The sequence below is a fragment of the Pseudoalteromonas sp. J2K-J599 genome, assembly GCF_059295115.2.
The window spans coordinates 706,877-723,688 of record NZ_CM200272.1; the positions used below are offsets into that span (position 1 = coordinate 706,877).

Here is a 16,812-nt window from a genome sequence, read left to right on the forward strand (position 1 = left end):
TATTTTAAACGACACACGAAAAAGAGGATTATAAACCCGCGTATGGTACTCCTGTAATATTTCAGAGTCACAGTTTTTATGTCTAAATATAGCTTTTAATAGGGATTATTTTTAGTAGGAGTTAATAGGAAATTAGGCTTTGTAAATATTGTCATTATTAAATTAAATGTACGTTATAAATACACAGTATATTGTAAAATCGAATGATTAATTACACTATTAAAGTGCGTACTAATTCGTAAAGTAAAAGTGGGTTTTGTAATTACTTGCCCTTAATGCTTTGCTTACGTAAAATCCCGCTATTATTTATTTTAAAGTGATTGGTATTATCAAACAGCTGTTTAGTGCAACCGGGCCTTTGGCGTTATCTTTAGATGGGTATACGCCTCGCCAACCACAAATTGATATGGCAGTAGCTGTTGCGGATGCATTAAAAAACAGCTCACAATTAGTTGTTGAAGCAGGCACGGGTACTGGTAAAACATTTGCATACTTAGCCCCTGCACTTAAGTCAAAAGGGCGCACGATAATATCAACAGGCTCTAAAGCTCTACAAGAGCAGCTTTATCACCGCGATTTACCGCAACTAGTTAAAGCTTTAAGTGCTTCAAAAAAAACCGCCTTATTAAAAGGGCGCGCCAATTACCTATGCACCTACCGACTTAATCAACATGTTGCGCATGTACCTACTGACGACTCTGACGTGATGCATCAACTAGCCATGGTAGCTAAGTTTGCAAGCGAAACGCAATCGGGCGATTTAGCCGATTGTATTGGTATAGAAGATGATGCCAAAGTATTGCCTTATGTAAATTCAACAGCTGATAACTGCTTAGGCAAAGAATGTCCAGATTTTCAAAGCTGTTATATTCGCAAAGCACGGTTAACTGCGGCCGATGCCGATGTGGTTGTGATTAATCACCATTTGTTTTTTGCTGATATGGCTGTAAAAGAAAGTGGCTTTGCTGAACTTATGCCAAAAGCTGATGCGTATATATTTGATGAAGCCCATCAGTTAAGCGAAATTGCCAGTGATTATTTTGGTGAAAGTGTAAGCACTAAAAAGCTTGTGGATTTAATTAACGATTTACGTGCTATTTATAGAGCTGAAATTCCCGATATGCTGCAACTGGGTAAAAGCTTAAACAAGCTTGAGACAAGCGTAGCTGACTTACGATTACAATTTGGCGTTGATGGCAGTCGTGGCGATTGGCGAGAAAAACTAAGCGATAAACAAATATGCGCGGCGCTTCATCGTGTCATCAGTGATTTAGATTTTGTTTACCAAGTACTTAAACTTTGCTTAGATAGAAGCGACAAAATAGAGCATCCGTTTGAGCGTGCCTTGGCATTTAAAGGTCAGTTAGAGCGGGTTTTTGACACAGCCCAAACTGGCTTTAGTTATTGGTATGAAACAACGCGCCGTTATTTAACAATTAATATAACGCCATTAAATGTATCAGCTAAGTTTGCTCAAATGATGCAAGACACGGGCGCAGGATTTGTATTCACTTCTGCCACACTTTCGGTTGATAATAAACTAGAGCATTTTAATGCAAGCCTAGGTTTAAAACCAAAACAAAGCATGATGGTAGATAGCCCATTTGATTACCCTAATCAGGCGCTGCTGTGTTTACCCCGCTACTTACCTGAATCGCATGCTGATAATATGCCGCATGCGATTGTAAAACTAACGCTTGAGCTTATAAAATCAGCACAAGGGCGTTGTTTTGTGCTGTTTACTAGCTATCGAATGATGCACTTAGTGGCCGAAGGGTTAACTACACAAATAGACTACCCAGTTTATATGCAGGGACAAATGTCTAAGCGTATTATTTTAGAGAAGTTTACTCGCCATGGTAATGCGGTATTACTCGGCACGGCTTCTTTTTGGGAAGGTGTTGATGTACGCGGCAGTACATTAAGCTGTGTTATTATAGACAAATTGCCATTTGCAGCCCCTGACGATCCATTGCTACAAGCTAAAATGCAAGATTGCCAAATGCAAGGAAAAGACCCTTTTTCACACATACAATTACCGCAGGCTGTTATTGCGCTAAAACAAGGTGTAGGGCGTTTAATTCGAGATAGTAAAGACAAAGGCGTACTTGTAATATGCGATAATCGCTTAGTTACACGCCAATATGGCCAAGTATTTTTGAAAAGCTTACCGCCGATGCGCCGCACGCGAAGCTTAGAAGATGCCAATACATTTTTAAAACAAATTAATTAGAGTACTAAAATGATCAAAAGTAATATTCTTGCCCTTGATGCTTCAACTGAAGCACTTTCAATTGTTTTACATTACCAGGGCCAAACGTTTCATCATTTTGAAGAGTGTCCGCAGCAGCATAGCCAAAAAATACTTCCACTTGTAGATGAGCTCTTAACTAAAGCAAGCTGTAAATTAAAAGATTTAGACGTAATCGGTTTTGGCCAAGGGCCAGGTAGTTTCACCGGTGTACGTATTAGTGTAGCAATAGCACAAGGCTTAGCGTATTCAACTAATTTGCCGCTTGTAGGCGTTTCTACTCTGGCTACTATGGCTCAACAAGCGTTTGAGCAAAACGGCAGCCTGAGCGTTTATCCAAGTATAGATGCGCGTATGGGTGAGATATACTTTGCACATTACCAAGCGCAAAATAATTTAATGCTTTTAGTTAATCAAGAATGCGTTATAAAACCTGATTTACTAAATAATGAGTATATAGCAGCCACGGAGCCATCTGTAGCGGTGGGTACGGGCTTCAAAACCTATCCTGATGCGCTTAATGACTTTGCAAACGTGACAATTAATACTGATATTACATTGCCTGATGCACGTTATATGTTAGCGCATGTTGAAGCCGCATTTTTAGCGGGTGACGTTGTAAAAGCGAGCGACGCTCAACCTAAATATGTGCGCGATACAGTAACGTGGAAAAAGTTACCGGGACGTGAGTAATCATATCTTGAATTCAAGTATTATTTGCAAATTGGTTGTTTTTAAATCATAATTTTATGCATTATTAAGGTTGGAGACGCGTAATGACGCTGCCTATTGGTTCAGGTTTTTTTACCGGAGATATTCCGGGTAGGGTTAGCTCTACTAAAGTTGTTACTAATAAGCCACAGAGTTTATTAGAGCAGCCGGCTGCTAACAAAACAAATACCGATTACGTAAAAAGCAGTGTTGAGGGTGTTGAACTTGCTAATCAGCTTTTTAAAAGCAGTGCTAAAAGCAATGAATACAGCCAAACAATTTACGACCAACCAACAGCTCAAGTAAGCAAAGCGATTTCTACTTATACTGAATTTGCTAATTTAGAACGCAGAGCAGAAGTACAAAATTTAATAGGTGTTGATATATACGCTTAACGCTTATTTAAGCGCTCTATATAAATACAGCGATAAAACTCAATAAAAAGCCCGAACAAGTGTTCGGGCTTTTTATGTTCAAAACCACGTAAAGCTTACTGCTTAATAAAGCCAATCAGCTTATCTGCAATATCAGTATTATTTTGTGAGCCGATAAATTGTTCACTGCCTTTACCATAGGCAAATACTTGAACGTCTACAGCGGTGTGTCCGCCGGTTGTCCAGCCAGTAAAGCTTGCATCGCTAATAATACTCTTAACAGCTAAATTAAGCGCTTTTTCACCCATTTTTTTAGCTTGTTCAAGTTTTATTTGGTTTTCAGTTGTAAATTCAATAGTGGTGTTAGCAGTCCATACTGGTTTTAAGTCTTTAGACTCCATAAGTTTGTCTGTTAACTTACTAGCCGTTGCCTTAACACCCTTAATTACGTCTGTTTCCCATTTGAATTGACCGTGCGAACCAATAGTTAAGCCACCCGTTGAGTGATCGGCTGTAACTACAAGTATAGTATCTTTATTTTTATCAACGTACGCTTTTGCTTTTTCGATTGATTTAGCAAAGTCGTCCATTTCAGCCATCGCACAGGCTATATCGTTAGAGTGACCACACCAATCAATTTGGCTGCCTTCAATCATCATAAAAAAGCCTTCTTCGTTCTGGTTATCTAGTAAACCAAGTGCTTTAGATGTTAACTGAGTAAGGCGAGTTGGGTTCATATCAAGTGCAAATGGCAGGCCTTTGCTTGCATATAAACCTATGGCAGGTATTTGTGTAATTTGGCCCAAATTATTAATATCATCACCGTATTGGTAACCAGCCGCTTTAAATTCTTCAACTAAATTACGGTCATCACGAATAAAATATTTAGTACCGCCACCTAGCATTAAATCAACGGGTAATTTACCAGCAATTTTATTATCAATATAATCGTTGGCAATATCATCGTAGTTGTAACGAGATTCATTGTGAGCTGTAAAGCTGGCAGGCGTTGCATGGTTTATTTGTGACGTTACAACTAGCGCTGTTGTCATACCACGCTCTTTTGCTATTTCAAGCATAGTTTTAACTGGCTTTTTATCTGTATCTACAGCAACAGCGCCATTATAACTTTTATGACCGCTACTAAGCGCTGTAGCACCCGCTGCACTGTCTGTTACATAAGTATGGTCGTCAGGGTAGGTATGAGCCATGCCTTTTAAAATAGTGTCAAAAACTGTGCCTTCTACTTTTTTTGTTGCAGGGTCATCTTTAAAATAGCGGTAAGCCGTGGTGTAAGCCGGACCCATGCCGTCACCAATCATATAAATTACATTTTTAGGTGCTGATTCTGCGTAAGCACCAGAAGCGGTGCATAAAAGTGCCAATAAGCTGATCTGTTTTTTCATGGTTGTACCTTATGAGTGTACCTTATTTAATAGCCGCTGATATTGTATACAGATAGGATGATAAATAAATGAATATCTAAGATATTTATAATTTGGGGTTATATGAATTGAATTTTAGTTAACACTGTTAGTTCTATTTATTTAAATTATACTTGTTATAGCTTAAGTACATATAATGCTATCACCTTTAAATTGTTTAAAAGGTATACAAAGTAAACATATTTAAATCGGTCAGTTTATTTTTTATGTAATTAAACTTATGATATTGTTTAAATTTTATTTTATATTTTTTGATTTCTTTAGATCGCCAAGATAATTAAATAGCGAATTTGGCACCATTTTCTCGGTTAGTGGTCTGACAACTTGTATGCTATAAATAATAATTCTTTAAATTTATAAAGGAACTTGCTGTGAAGCCATTTAATATTGAAACCAATAACTTAAATATTCATGGCTTAAAAGTAGGTTCTGGGGACGAAATAGTAATAGCGTTGCATGGTTGGTTAGATAACTGCCACAGTTATATGCCCATGTTAAGTAAAGTTATGCCAAAGCACACTTGGTACTGTATTGATTTTGTTGGGCATGGTTTATCATCTTGGCGAAGCGACGATGCACATTATTATTTTGTTGATTATATTGATGATGTGTACCAACTTATCAATGCGCTTGGTGCTAAAAAAGTTCATTTAGTTGGTCATTCGATGGGAGCTATGGTTGCAGGGCTTTTTGCTAGTTGCTTTGGTGATTATGTAAAATCTGTTACCTTTATTGAAGGGATTGGTTGTGTTACAACTCCTAGCGAAGGCGTATGTGAACAGCTAAAAAGTGCTGTATTAAATAGAGCGCGCTTAAAAAATAAGAAGCAGAGAGTTTATAAATCGAAAGAACTTATTTATGAAGCACGTGCCCAAGCAACCGATTTAAATAGTGAGCTTATTGCTCTTTTAATGCAGCGAAATATAAAATCGGTTTTAGATGGTTATGCATTAACAACAGATCCAAAGCTTAAAAATCACTCAGGTTTTAGGTTTGATGAGGCGCAATGTATTGGTGCAATAAAAGATTTAATTGCACCGTGCCAATTAATTTTAGGTAACGAAGGTTATTCGTTTGTAAAACAAAATTTGGCAAAGTATATTAGTTATTACAATAGCTTAAAGGTAATTAATGTAGATGGTGGGCACCATTGTCATATGCAAAGTAACGAACTATGTTTTGAGCATATTCAAGACTTTATGCTGCAAAATGGTGCATGTTAATTGTAAGTTTACGTAAAATGTGGGATTATTCCTCCATTAGAGTATTTGCTCAATTGTTAAAGCGCCTTACTTAGATTAAGGTTAATAAAAATATAATTATAAACAGGGGCTAAGAGTGGAAAAAATCTGGCTTAAGCGCTACCCAGAGGGTATGCCTGAAACAATCGATCCTGAGCATTACAACTCGTTACTCGAAGTGTTCGAAAAAAGTTTTACCGACTACACCGATTTACCTGCATTTACTAATATGGGTAAAACGCTGTCTTATAGCGAAATAGATACAGCAACAAAAAAAGTTGCTTCCTACATTCAAAATGATTTAGGTCTTAAAAAAGGCGACAAAGTTGCCGTAATGATGCCTAACTTACTACAAACACCAGTCACCATTTTAGGTATTTTACGTGCGGGTTGTGTGGTTGTAAATGTTAACCCACTTTACACTGTGCGTGAGTTAGAGCATCAGCTTAAAGATTCTGACACTACTGCGATTTTCATTTTAGCAAACTTTGCTGACACACTAGAAAAGTCACTTGCACACACTGATGTTAAACACATTGTAGTAACGCAAGTAGGCGATATGGTTGGTGGGCTTAAAAAGCACATAGTTAACTTTGTTGTGAAGCACATTAAAAAAATGGTGCCAAAGTTCAACTTACCAAACACAATTAACTTTTCAGACGTTTTAGCTGCAGACGAAACTAAATATACACGTCCTGAAATGAGCTTGTCCGATCTTGCTTTTTTACAGTACACCGGTGGCACAACAGGTGTATCTAAAGGGGCAATGCTGAGCCATGGCAACATGGTTGGTAACCTTGAACAAGTTTCAGGCTGTTTAGACAAAGTGTTAAATCGTGGTACAGAAGTTGTTGTTACCGCTTTACCGCTTTATCATATATTTGCTTTAACAGCTAATTGCCTGACGTTTATGAAGTACGGTGGTTTAAACATATTAATTACAAATCCACGAGATATGCCTGGGTTTGTTAAAGAGCTAGAACAGCATAAATTTACAGCTATTACGGGTGTTAATACGTTATTTAACGGTTTATTAAACACACCGGGCTTTGCTGAACTTGATTTCAGTCATTTAAAAATGTCACTTGGTGGCGGTATGGCAGTGCAACGTCCTGTTGCTGAAAAGTGGCAAAAAGTGACTGGCTCAAAATTAATGGAAGGCTATGGCCTTACAGAATGTTCTCCATTGGTAACTATTAGCCCTTATGATTTAGAATCATATAATGGTTCTATTGGTTTGCCTGCGCCTAATACTGAAATTAAGTTAATACTTGATAACGGTGAAGAAGCCGCTAAAGGTGAGCCGGGTGAAATGTGTGTGAAAGGCCCGCAAGTTATGGTGGGTTATTACAAGCGACCAGATGCAACCGCTGAATGTTTAAAAGATGGCTGGTTTGCAACAGGTGATATTGCAACTTATGACGATGAAGGTTTCTTCTTTATTGTAGATCGCAAAAAAGACATGATCATTGTATCTGGCTTTAATGTTTTCCCTAACGAGATAGAAGAGGTAGTGGCTATGCACGAAGGTGTGCTTGAAGTTGCTGCTATTGGTATTCCTCACGATGTAAGTGGCGAACAAGTTAAAGTTTTTGTTGTTAAAAAAGACCCTTCTTTAACTGAAAAAGATATAATAAGTCACTGTCGTGATAATTTAACTAATTACAAGGTCCCAAAACTGGTAGAGTTTAGGGATGAGTTACCTAAAACTAACGTAGGTAAAATACTCCGAAGAGCCTTGAAAGATTAGCAACCTATAAAAAAGCCGACATATGTCGGCTTTTTTATTGTAGGAGATTAAGTGCAATACCAATTGATCGAAACCCAAAATCAACTGAACACTTTTGTTGAACAAATAAAAAATAAGCCTATTTTAGCTATTGATACTGAGTTTATGCGTCGTCGCACTTTGTATCCAGAAGTTGCACTTATCCAAGTTTTTGATGGTGAGCATTTGGCGCTTATCGATCCCTTAGCAGAGCTCTCATTATTCGATTTTTGGGAAATACTAAAAGATCCTAGTGTTTTAAAAGTACTGCATTCTCCTTCAGAAGATATTGAAGTTTTTCAAAAGTACGCAGGTTTTGTCCCAGCCCCACTTTTTGATACACAATTTGCGTTGCAGCTACTCGGTGAAGGTAACTGTATGGGCTTTGCCCTTATGGTAAAAGAGTTGCAAGGTATTGAAATAGATAAAAGTGAATCACGTACTAATTGGCTGCAACGTCCGTTAACTAAAAAACAATTAGATTATGCTGCTGCAGATACTTTTTACTTATTGCCGTGTTTCGAGCTGATTATAGAACGTATTAATGCCGCAGGGTTCTTTGACATTGTAATAAACGAGAGTGAGCTGATAGCTAAAAAGCGTGCGTTTCAAACACCAGATGAGCTTTTATATAAAGATATTAAAAATGCATGGCAACTTAAACCGCACGAACTCGCGGTTTTAAAAGAACTTGCTGTATGGCGCAGAAATAAAGCCATTAAGAAAAATTTAGCGCTAAATTTTGTGTTAAAAGAACATAACATGACTGAAATTGCTAAACGTGGTCCTTCAAGTTTAAATGGTCTACGACAAATTCCAGGAGTTGAAGCTATTGAAGTTAATCGCTCTGGTGTAGATATAATAAAGTGTATTGAAGTTGCCAAAGCAGTACCAGATGCTGAGCACCCTGATGTACTTAAGCGCTTAATTGATTTTCCTACTTATAAAAAAGTAGCCAAAGATATTAAACAAAAGATCACTAAAGTAGCTAAAGAGCACAATATACCAGAAGACGTTATGGCCTCTAAAAAGCAAATTAATCAATTGATTAGTTGGAATTGGAAGTTAACTAATGAGCAAAAACAGAGTCATATAAAACCTGATTTACTAAGCTCTTGGCGATACAGCTTCGTTAAAGATGCTTTAAAAGAGTGGGATACTTAACGCTAAATATATACCTTTAACTGTGTGATAAGGGTCTATTGGTTCATATTACATGGTTAAAAAGTTTTAGTTGAGCGCAGGCATAAAGCGTAGATATTCACAGTGATTATTACAAAGTAAATAAAAATAAAGAGGGCGCTTATAAAGCGCCCTTTCTTCAATTACTTCTTTTCTTCATCAGGTAGTGTAACGTTTAGCTCAAGTACGGCTAAATCGTCTTCGTTTTGATCAAACTGAACCTGAACTGCATCGGTACTTACGTTCACGTATTTACGGATCACATCTAAAATATCTTGTTTTAATTGTGGTAAGTAATCCGGCGTTCCTCGTTGAGAACGCTCGTGCGCGACAATGATCTGCAATCGCTCTTTTGCTAGTGACGCACTGTTTTTCTTTTCTGAGCGGAAGTAGTCAAGTAAAGACACGTTAACCTCCAAAAATCCGTTTAAATAAGCCTTTTTTCTCAACGTCTAAGAAGCGAAAATCGACGGTTTCACCTAGTAAGCGGTTAATTGCATCAGAATAAGCTTGGCCTGCATCAGATTCTGTATCCAATATAACAGGTTGGCCTGAGTTTGAAGCACTTAATACCGCTTGCGATTCAGGAATAACCCCTAATAATGGGATTGACAGAATATCTTGCACATCTTCTACCGATAGCATTTCACCTTTTTCAACACGACCAGGGTTATAGCGTGTTAATAATAAGTGTTCTTTAATATTTTCTAGGCCTTCTTCAGCACGTTTTGATTTGCTGTGTAAAATACCTAAAATACGATCTGAATCTCGAACTGACGACACTTCTGGGTTTGTTGTTACAATTGCTTCATCAGCAAAGTACATTGCCATCATAGCGCCAGCTTCAATACCTGCTGGTGAATCACATACTATGTAATCAAAATCTTCTTTTAGTTCATTTAGTACGCGTTCAACACCTTCACGTGTTAAAGCATCTTTATCACGAGTTTGTGAAGCAGGTAGTAAAAATAATTTATCTACACGTTTATCTTTAATAAGCGCTTGGTTAAGGTTTGCCTCACCATTAATTACATTTACAAAGTCATAAACAACGCGGCGTTCACAACCCATAATTAAATCTAAGTTACGTAAACCAATATCAAAGTCGATAATAACTGTTTTATAGCCTTTTAACGCTAAGCCTGTGCCAATTGCAGCACTTGATGTTGTTTTACCAACACCGCCTTTACCTGAGGTAACGACAATTACTTTTGCCATGAGATTTATCCTTTAACCAAAGCTGAAATTTCTAATGATTCGTCTTTTTGTTGTATTTGCACTGCATTTCCCCAATGTTCACCTTGTAGCGAATCACTGATCCAGTAGTTACCATCTATTGAAACCAGCTCGGCTTCAAGTTTTTGGCAAAAAATGTGTGCTTCTTTAAAACCTTTTGCGCCTGCAATAGCGCGGCCGCGTAGCGTGCCATAAATATGCACATTCCCATCGGCAATGACTTCCGCACCATGACTAACTGCGCCAAGTACTATCAAATCTCTATCTTTTGCATAAACTTGTTGTCCAGAGCGAACTGTACCGCTGATAATTTGCGCTGGTAAATGCACCGTTTTTTCTACAATCGATGTATTGGGCTCTTGTTTAACAGGTTCGCTCTTAACGTCTTGTGAATAATTTAAAACAGATAAGCCAGCGGCCTTTGCTTGAGTATGTTGCTCATCTGAGCCATTACACACACCAACCGCATTAAAACTCATTCGCTCGATTAATGATTTTAAGTGAACAAAATCAAGTGAACTGTTTTTGATTTCTATTAAATTAACGACAATAGGCGCACCCTCAAAAAACTTAGGGGCCTGGGCTATTTTTACATACAGTTGTTCTGCTAAAAGGTTTATATCAGTACTATAAAGATGCAAAACTGATAACGTAAAAAGATTCCCTTTTAACTCAAAAATTTGGTCCGACATACACGCTCAATTGATTTGTCTGATTAGAAATTAATTTTAGATAAACGTAGGCTGAATAGGGCCTTTATTGAAATTTCTAATCTAATTTTTCTAACTTATTATTACTCTCATGTTATAGTGTGCGGCATTGTTAAGCAAGAATTTATAGGGCCATAATGCTCACTGCAGTATATAAAAGTAAGAAAAAAGCGGATACGTTCTTATTTGTTGAAAAAAGAGATGATTTTAGCAAAGTTCCGGAACCTTTGATGACTATGTTTGGTCAACCTGTTTATGTGATGATCATCAATTTAGCAAAACGTGAGCATTTAGGTGGGGCAGATTTAGAAACTGTAAAAGCAGCGTTATCAAATCCTGATAAAGGCTACTACTTACAAATTCCACCACCTGAGCAAAATTTGCTAAGCCAATTACGAAAAGACAATGGAGTTGATAGTGATTAAAAAACTTATCGTTATATTATGTGGTGTATGTTTAAGCTCACCTGTTATGGCAAAAACTCAGGCTGAATTTCAAGATTATTTAGCGAATTTAAAGCAAGAAGCTATCGCAAAAGGTTACGAAGCCAAACTTATTGACGATGCGTTTGCAACAGCAACGTATAAAGAAAAAGTGGTTTCGGCTGACAAAAACCAGCCAGAAGTAAAAGAAACCCTTGAAACGTATTTACCAAAACGTGTACCACAATGGAAAATTGACCGCGCACGTAAGCTTTACGCAGAAAACAAAGAGGTACTTGAAAAAGTAGCGAAAGAGTTTGGCGTACAAGCACGCTTTATAGTCGCGCTTTGGGGGCTTGAAAGTAACTTTGGTACAATTCAAGGCGGTCATAACGTTATTTCATCATTAGTGACACTTGCTTTTGATGGACGCCGTGAAGCACTTTATAAGCGCCAACTTTGGGCTGCACTGGATATTTTAAAGTCGGGCCACATAACGCTTGATAAATTTAAAGGCTCTTGGGCAGGCGCAATGGGGCAAACGCAATTTATGCCTACCTCTTTTAATGCTTACGCGGTTGATTACAACAACGATGGTCGTAAAGATATTTGGAATACAAAAGAAGATGCTTTTGCCTCAATTGCTAATTATCTAAAGCAAGAAGGCTGGAACGACTCTCTTACGTGGGGTCGCCAAGTTCAGTTACCTGAAAACTTTGATAGTAAATACGTTTTAGTGCGTGGTACCAAAACTCGCAAGCAGTGGTTAGAATATTGGAACGACTCAGAGCGCTCATTAGCTGATTGGCAAGCACTGGGTGTTCGTAAAGCTGATGGCTCTGATTTACCTAATGTAGACGTACGTGCTGCGCTGGTTATGCCTGATGATATAAATGGCCGTATGTACTTAGCGTACGATAACTACAAAGTGTTTATGCATTGGAATCGCTCGTATTACTTTGCTACTAGCGTAGGTTACTTGTCGGATAGAATTGGTTATCCAAAAATCTAATTTTTAAAATATACCTATAAATAAAGCCGCAATTGCGGCTTTATTCTTTTTTGAATATCTTTTCTTTTAGGTCAATAACTTTACCAATTCCAGAACCTAGCTTCATTAGCTTATTAAGTTGCTCTGGCGTTAAACGCTGTAGTTCTGATGACCATTTAGTGACAGTTTCAAGTAGGTTGTGAATCTCACCCATTTGTTTTTGTGCATAAAGCTCATCATCGTTACTGGCTTCGTCTAATAAGTTATCGCGTAGTAGCGTTAAGGTGGGCTCAATTTCGCGCTTTTTACGTTCTTCAAATACGCGATTTGCCATATCCCATATATCGCCAGCAGGGGCGTAGTACTCTTTACGATCGCCAGGAATATGCTGTACTTTAATTAACTGCCACGATTGCAGCTCTTTAATGCCCATACTTACATTACCGCGAGAAATACTAAGCGCATCTGCAATCTCATTAGCTGTCATTGGGTTTTTAGTAATAATCAGCAAACCACACATTTGTCCGATCGTACGATTGAATCCCCATCGGCTGCCCATCTCACCACAATGCATTACAAAGGCAAAATTCTTTTCGGATAAACTCATAGCTTAGTAACTTTCAGTAATTTCAGAAAGTAAATGCTAGCACGCTCATTATGGATAGCAAGTTCTTAGCAAGCTTATAAGTTAATTTAAATGACTAAAATATGATTTAGATTAATATTTATACATCTATATTGGGATATGTTGTACACAACAATACGTAGATAAATCCTTATTTTAATTTTTTTCACATACGATGGAATGACTATGAAAGCTGCAATTAATACTCAATACAAAGGTAAATTAGAAATAACAGACTTACCAATTCCTGAGGTGGGAATAAACGATGTTTTAGTAAAAATAGCGGCCTGTGGCGTTTGCCATACCGATTTACATGCCTGTCATGGGGATTGGCCAGTAAAACCAAAAATGCCATTAGTACCAGGGCACGAAGGTGTCGGCGTTATCAAAAAAGTCGGAAGCAACATTAAGCACTTAGAAGTTGGCGATAGAGTCGGTATTCCTTGGCTCTATAGTGCATGTGGGCACTGTGAGTTTTGCCTAGATGGTAAAGAAACACTGTGTTTATCGCAGCACAATACTGGCTATTCTATTGACGGTAGTTATGCAGAATATTGTTTAGCGCATGGCGACTACGTTGTAAAAATACCAGAAGAACTCGGTTTTTCTGAGGCTGCTCCATTATTTTGTGCAGGTGTTACAACCTATAAAGCATTAAAAGTATCTGGTGCTAAACCAGGGCAGTGGGTTGCTATTGTTGGTGTGGGCGGGCTTGGTCATTTAGCAGTACAGTACGCTAAAGCAATGGGTTTTAATGTAATAGCTGTTGATACAGGTAAAGAAAAACTCGCGCTTGCTAAAGACCTAGGCGCAGATATCACCCTCGATTTTAAAGAGGTGGTTCCTAGCGAAGCTATTTTTGAACAAGTAGGTGGCGCGCATGGTGTTGTGTGTACTGCGGTGTCTAAAGCGGGGTTTGAACAAGCCTATAAAAGTGTACGCCGTGGCGGTAAATGTGTATTAGTGGGATTACCTCCAGAGGATATGCCGCTTCCTATTTTTGATACTGTGCTTAATGGTGTGTCAGTAGTAGGGTCCATTGTTGGTACACGTAAAGATTTACAAGAATGCTTGGAATTTGCCGCTCAAGGTAAAGTTAAAGCGATTATTGAAGAAAAACGCTTAGAGGACATTAATGAAATTTTTGATGATATGCTCAAAGGTGAAATTAACGGTCGCATAGTGGTTACTATTTAATTTAGATTAAGCGTTTATAAAACACAAAAAAGCACGGCTTCTAAATTAGAAAACCGTGCTTTTTAAGTATTTAACTAACCTGAGCGCTGAAAATAGCTGCTTGAGATAGATTTATTATCCAGAGTTCAGGTTAGCTAGTTAAAGTGTGTAACTAAAACTTAGTTTTGCATTACGCTCTTCCCCTGGCATACCACCTAAAAACATTGCTTTTGAATAATACTTTTTGTTGAACAAGTTATTTAAGTTTAACTGCATATGCCATTTATCAGTTGTATACGATACAGCTGTATCGTAAGTCGTGTAACTTGGTACATAACCATCAGGAATCGAAAACGAACTTGAATTAGTACTTCTGTTATCTACAAACGTAATACCACCACTTATATTTACAGCTTCAGGTAAGTTAAACATATCTGCGTAGTAGGTTACCCATGTACTTGCTGTTACGTAAGGCACACCTTTTTGGCGTGTGTCGTAACTGCTGCTGTTAGGATTACTTTTGTCACGTGCATCTTGATAAATACCGTTTACGTTTACTTTCCATTTATCGTTCAAGTAAGCATTTAAATCAAGCTCAACACCTTTTGTTTGCTCTTTACCATCATAATAGCTTTCAGGTACATCTGAGCTTGATGTTAAAGCGTCATAAAGCGGGTTTGCATATTCTAAGTTAGTACGAGAGCTTTCAAATATAACAAAAGATGCGAGTAGTTGGTCATCAAATGCTTTAAATCTAAAGCCTAGGTCGTTACTTATAGACTCTGAATCTTCTCGGTCAGCTTCATTACCTGCCACAGAGCCTAATACACTATACGCTGTACGACCTTTTGAATGATTTACAAATACAGATAAATCTTCAGATGGCTGATACGTTGCCCCCAGATTATACGTTAAGCCAGAATCTGATGTACTCGCTTCAGGTGTTGGCTCTGCACGGCTAGAACTGTAACGCTCATCAACACCAAAGTGCTCATAAGTTTGCTCAATTCGGTTATATGCCACCCCAATACGCGTTGTAAGTTCTTCAGTTATGTAACCAACATGTTGAATGCCTAAGCCCCATGCTTGTACTTTTTTATTGTAGTCACTTGTTTTAAGAGGATCGTAATTTTCAAAGTTACCGGTTGGCCAATTTGGTTCTCTTATATCGTAAATATACGGCAAAGAACCTTGGTACGTTACATCACCATCATTGTTTGTGAGTACGTAATCTTGATCCCATATTGAGAATTGTTTAAAACGAATATCTCTATCTTCGTAGTTGGCGTTAACTAGTAATTCGTTATCTACGTCGCCTAACATAAAGTCATAACGTAAATCTAAGAAGTACTGCCATGATTTTTCATCTGCTTCTACTTGGCGGTATTCTTGGCGGCGTGCTGCATATGGGTAAAGTACACCGTCTTCAACTAATGGAGCTCGGGGGTCGTTATTGATAATTCCACTGCGCGTTGAATAGACGTAGTTATATGCACCTGTTTGGCGTGCAAAACTAGATGTGTAGTTGCGGTACTGTAGCTGCTGGTTTAAAAACAAATCGTCAGTAATGTAGTAGTTATGCGTTAATTTAAAACGCAGCTCTTCACCTTCGTTGGCATCAGCCATTGGTGAAATAATACCATTTGTGCCAAAGCTATAAGGTGTTAAGCCATCAGATGCAGATAGCGAATTAGCAAGTTGGTCGCGTTGTGCATCACTTAACTGTACGCCGCTTCCTGTCGGATCGTTTACTAAATCGGCACCGGTTACTTCACCTGCGCTTAAACCGTTTGCAGTTTCTGCGTTGTAAATACGAATAGGGTGACCAATAGAATCAACCGCTATTTCATCTTTTATATAGGCTGCAGAAAGCATGATGTTTTGTCTGTCATTAAGCACGTATTTAAGTGAGGTATAAATTTCGTCGCGATCTTCTTTTAAATCGCGAAAGCCGTCACTTGACGCTGTCTTAGCCATTACACGATAAGCTAAATCATCTGTTATAGCGTTAGTGCTATCAAACGATAATGAATAGCTATCCCACTGGCCAAGCTCAGCCGATACTTTGTGTTTTTCTTCAAACTCTGGTTTTTTTTCAATTAGGTTAATTACGCCACCTGCACTACCAATGCCATATAAACCTGTTGCTGGGCCTTTTAAAACCTCAACAGATTCAACATTTGTAAGTGAACGAGTTGGGTTAAATGTATTCCCCAGGCCTGCACCACCATACATACCATCGTAGGTGTAGTTTGCATCTAAACCACGAATTACTAAGTTATCACCAATACCGTAATTATTACCTGCTTGTGTTAAGCCACTTACGTTTCTAACTAAATCTTGTAAGCTGTCTACACCTTGAGATTCAATCAGTTCTCGGTCAATAATTACAACCGGTGCAGGTGTTTCCATTAAAGACATGTCTGATTTAGTAGCAAGACCAGAGCTCATCACCACACGGTTTTGCTTTTCGTATACGCTGATGCGTTCAATATCAGCATCAACTTGTGTATTTTGGGCAAATGCCACATTTGCATTTAAACAAGCAAGAGTAATAAGAGAGTACTTAAACGTTTTCATAGAGTGATAACTATTCGCGTTATTGAATTTGCGCGAATGATAATGGTTATTGTTTTTAAAGTGAATAGAAAGTTCATTTTATTTGATTAAATAAAACTGT

Annotated in this window: 15 protein-coding genes; 9 read left to right on the forward strand and 6 right to left on the reverse strand. The window is 38.0% G+C overall.

Annotated elements, in window-relative coordinates; all coding sequences use genetic code 11:
- Positions 1-316 precede the first annotated feature (316 nt).
- From yoaA to AC5NT5_RS19965, 3 genes are all read left to right on the forward strand, one after another.
- A complete protein-coding gene (yoaA, locus tag AC5NT5_RS19955) occupies positions 317-2,233 on the forward strand; it encodes a DNA repair helicase YoaA (RefSeq protein ID WP_002960248.1) in 1,917 nt (638 codons plus the stop codon).
- 9 nt (positions 2,234-2,242) lie between these two features.
- Positions 2,243-2,944, forward strand: coding sequence for a tRNA (adenosine(37)-N6)-threonylcarbamoyltransferase complex dimerization subunit type 1 TsaB (gene tsaB / locus AC5NT5_RS19960; RefSeq protein ID WP_494513548.1), 702 nt, complete (start codon positions 2,243-2,245; stop codon positions 2,942-2,944).
- 83 nt (positions 2,945-3,027) lie between these two features.
- Positions 3,028-3,357 carry a hypothetical protein gene (locus tag AC5NT5_RS19965; protein ID WP_494513549.1) on the forward strand — a complete coding sequence of 110 codons (330 nt, stop codon included), beginning with the start codon at positions 3,028-3,030 and terminating at the stop codon, positions 3,355-3,357.
- Between the two features lie 95 nt (positions 3,358-3,452).
- Here the strand turns inward: AC5NT5_RS19965 and AC5NT5_RS19970 are convergent, their stop codons facing one another.
- Positions 3,453-4,742, reverse strand: coding sequence for an alkaline phosphatase (locus AC5NT5_RS19970; protein WP_494513550.1), 1,290 nt, complete (start codon positions 4,740-4,742; stop codon positions 3,453-3,455).
- A 410-nt stretch (positions 4,743-5,152) separates the two neighbouring features.
- On the opposite strand from AC5NT5_RS19970, the gene AC5NT5_RS19975 reads away from it, so the two are divergent.
- The 3 genes from AC5NT5_RS19975 (at position 5,153) to rnd (ending at position 8,954) form a co-directional block, all read left to right on the forward strand.
- Positions 5,153-6,004, forward strand: coding sequence for an alpha/beta hydrolase (locus tag AC5NT5_RS19975; protein WP_494513551.1), 852 nt, complete (start codon positions 5,153-5,155; stop codon positions 6,002-6,004).
- Between the two features lie 115 nt (positions 6,005-6,119).
- A complete protein-coding gene (gene fadD, locus AC5NT5_RS19980) occupies positions 6,120-7,772 on the forward strand; it encodes a long-chain-fatty-acid--CoA ligase FadD (protein ID WP_494513552.1) in 1,653 nt (550 codons plus the stop codon).
- A 51-nt stretch (positions 7,773-7,823) separates the two neighbouring features.
- Entirely contained in the window at positions 7,824-8,954 is a 1,131-nt protein-coding gene (rnd, locus tag AC5NT5_RS19985; protein ID WP_494513553.1) for a ribonuclease D, read from the forward strand.
- 161 nt (positions 8,955-9,115) lie between these two features.
- Here rnd and minE read toward each other — a convergent pair whose 3' ends face one another.
- From minE to minC, 3 genes are read right to left on the reverse strand one after another with little or no spacing between them, the layout of a single operon-like run.
- Complete coding sequence (minE, locus tag AC5NT5_RS19990) at positions 9,116-9,379, reverse strand: cell division topological specificity factor MinE (RefSeq protein WP_004334706.1); 264 nt, start codon at positions 9,377-9,379, stop codon at positions 9,116-9,118.
- 1 nt (position 9,380) lies between these two features.
- Positions 9,381-10,190, reverse strand: coding sequence for a septum site-determining protein MinD (gene minD, locus AC5NT5_RS19995; protein WP_004334708.1), 810 nt, complete (start codon positions 10,188-10,190; stop codon positions 9,381-9,383).
- A gap of 5 nt (positions 10,191-10,195) precedes the next feature.
- On the reverse strand, positions 10,196-10,900 hold the full coding sequence (gene minC / locus AC5NT5_RS20000; RefSeq protein WP_024596847.1) for a septum site-determining protein MinC: 705 nt from the start codon (positions 10,898-10,900) through the stop codon (positions 10,196-10,198).
- A 155-nt stretch (positions 10,901-11,055) separates the two neighbouring features.
- Here minC and AC5NT5_RS20005 point away from each other — a divergent pair, with 155 nt between their 5' ends.
- Both AC5NT5_RS20005 and AC5NT5_RS20010 read left to right on the forward strand, forming a co-directional pair.
- Positions 11,056-11,343: a YcgL domain-containing protein gene (locus AC5NT5_RS20005; protein WP_008134235.1), complete on the forward strand. Its 288-nt coding sequence runs from the start codon at positions 11,056-11,058 to the stop codon at positions 11,341-11,343.
- Positions 11,336-12,352 (forward strand): lytic murein transglycosylase, encoded by a 1,017-nt coding sequence (locus AC5NT5_RS20010; RefSeq protein ID WP_494513554.1) that lies wholly within the window; start codon positions 11,336-11,338, stop codon positions 12,350-12,352. Before AC5NT5_RS20005 ends, AC5NT5_RS20010 begins: the two co-directional genes overlap by 8 nt.
- A gap of 40 nt (positions 12,353-12,392) precedes the next feature.
- Here the strand turns inward: AC5NT5_RS20010 and AC5NT5_RS20015 are convergent, their stop codons facing one another.
- Complete coding sequence (locus AC5NT5_RS20015; RefSeq protein WP_024596846.1) at positions 12,393-12,938, reverse strand: GbsR/MarR family transcriptional regulator; 546 nt, start codon at positions 12,936-12,938, stop codon at positions 12,393-12,395.
- Positions 12,939-13,142: 204 nt separating this feature from the next.
- Between AC5NT5_RS20015 and adhP the strand changes: the two genes are divergently transcribed.
- A complete protein-coding gene (gene adhP / locus AC5NT5_RS20020) occupies positions 13,143-14,153 on the forward strand; it encodes an alcohol dehydrogenase AdhP (protein ID WP_494513555.1) in 1,011 nt (336 codons plus the stop codon).
- Between the two features lie 138 nt (positions 14,154-14,291).
- Here the strand turns inward: adhP and AC5NT5_RS20025 are convergent, their stop codons facing one another.
- Complete coding sequence (locus tag AC5NT5_RS20025) at positions 14,292-16,712, reverse strand: TonB-dependent receptor (RefSeq protein ID WP_494513556.1); 2,421 nt, start codon at positions 16,710-16,712, stop codon at positions 14,292-14,294.
- Between the last annotated feature and the right edge of the window lie 100 nt (positions 16,713-16,812).

Excerpts from the sequence above, each read along its gene's own strand:
- tsaB (WP_494513548.1), top strand. The coding sequence starts at position 2,243 with ATGATCAAAAGTAATATTCTTGCCCTTGATGCTTCAACTGAAGCACTT.
- AC5NT5_RS19965 (WP_494513549.1), top strand. The coding sequence starts at position 3,028 with ATGACGCTGCCTATTGGTTCAGGTTTTTTTACCGGAGATATTCCGGGT.
- AC5NT5_RS19970 (WP_494513550.1), bottom strand. The coding sequence starts at position 4,742 with ATGAAAAAACAGATCAGCTTATTGGCACTTTTATGCACCGCTTCTGGT.
- minD (WP_004334708.1), bottom strand. The coding sequence starts at position 10,190 with ATGGCAAAAGTAATTGTCGTTACCTCAGGTAAAGGCGGTGTTGGTAAA.
- minC (WP_024596847.1), bottom strand. The coding sequence starts at position 10,900 with ATGTCGGACCAAATTTTTGAGTTAAAAGGGAATCTTTTTACGTTATCA.
- AC5NT5_RS20005 (WP_008134235.1), top strand. The coding sequence starts at position 11,056 with ATGCTCACTGCAGTATATAAAAGTAAGAAAAAAGCGGATACGTTCTTA.
- AC5NT5_RS20015 (WP_024596846.1), bottom strand. The coding sequence starts at position 12,938 with ATGAGTTTATCCGAAAAGAATTTTGCCTTTGTAATGCATTGTGGTGAG.
- adhP (WP_494513555.1), top strand. The coding sequence starts at position 13,143 with ATGAAAGCTGCAATTAATACTCAATACAAAGGTAAATTAGAAATAACA.
- AC5NT5_RS20025 (WP_494513556.1), bottom strand. The coding sequence starts at position 16,712 with ATGAAAACGTTTAAGTACTCTCTTATTACTCTTGCTTGTTTAAATGCA.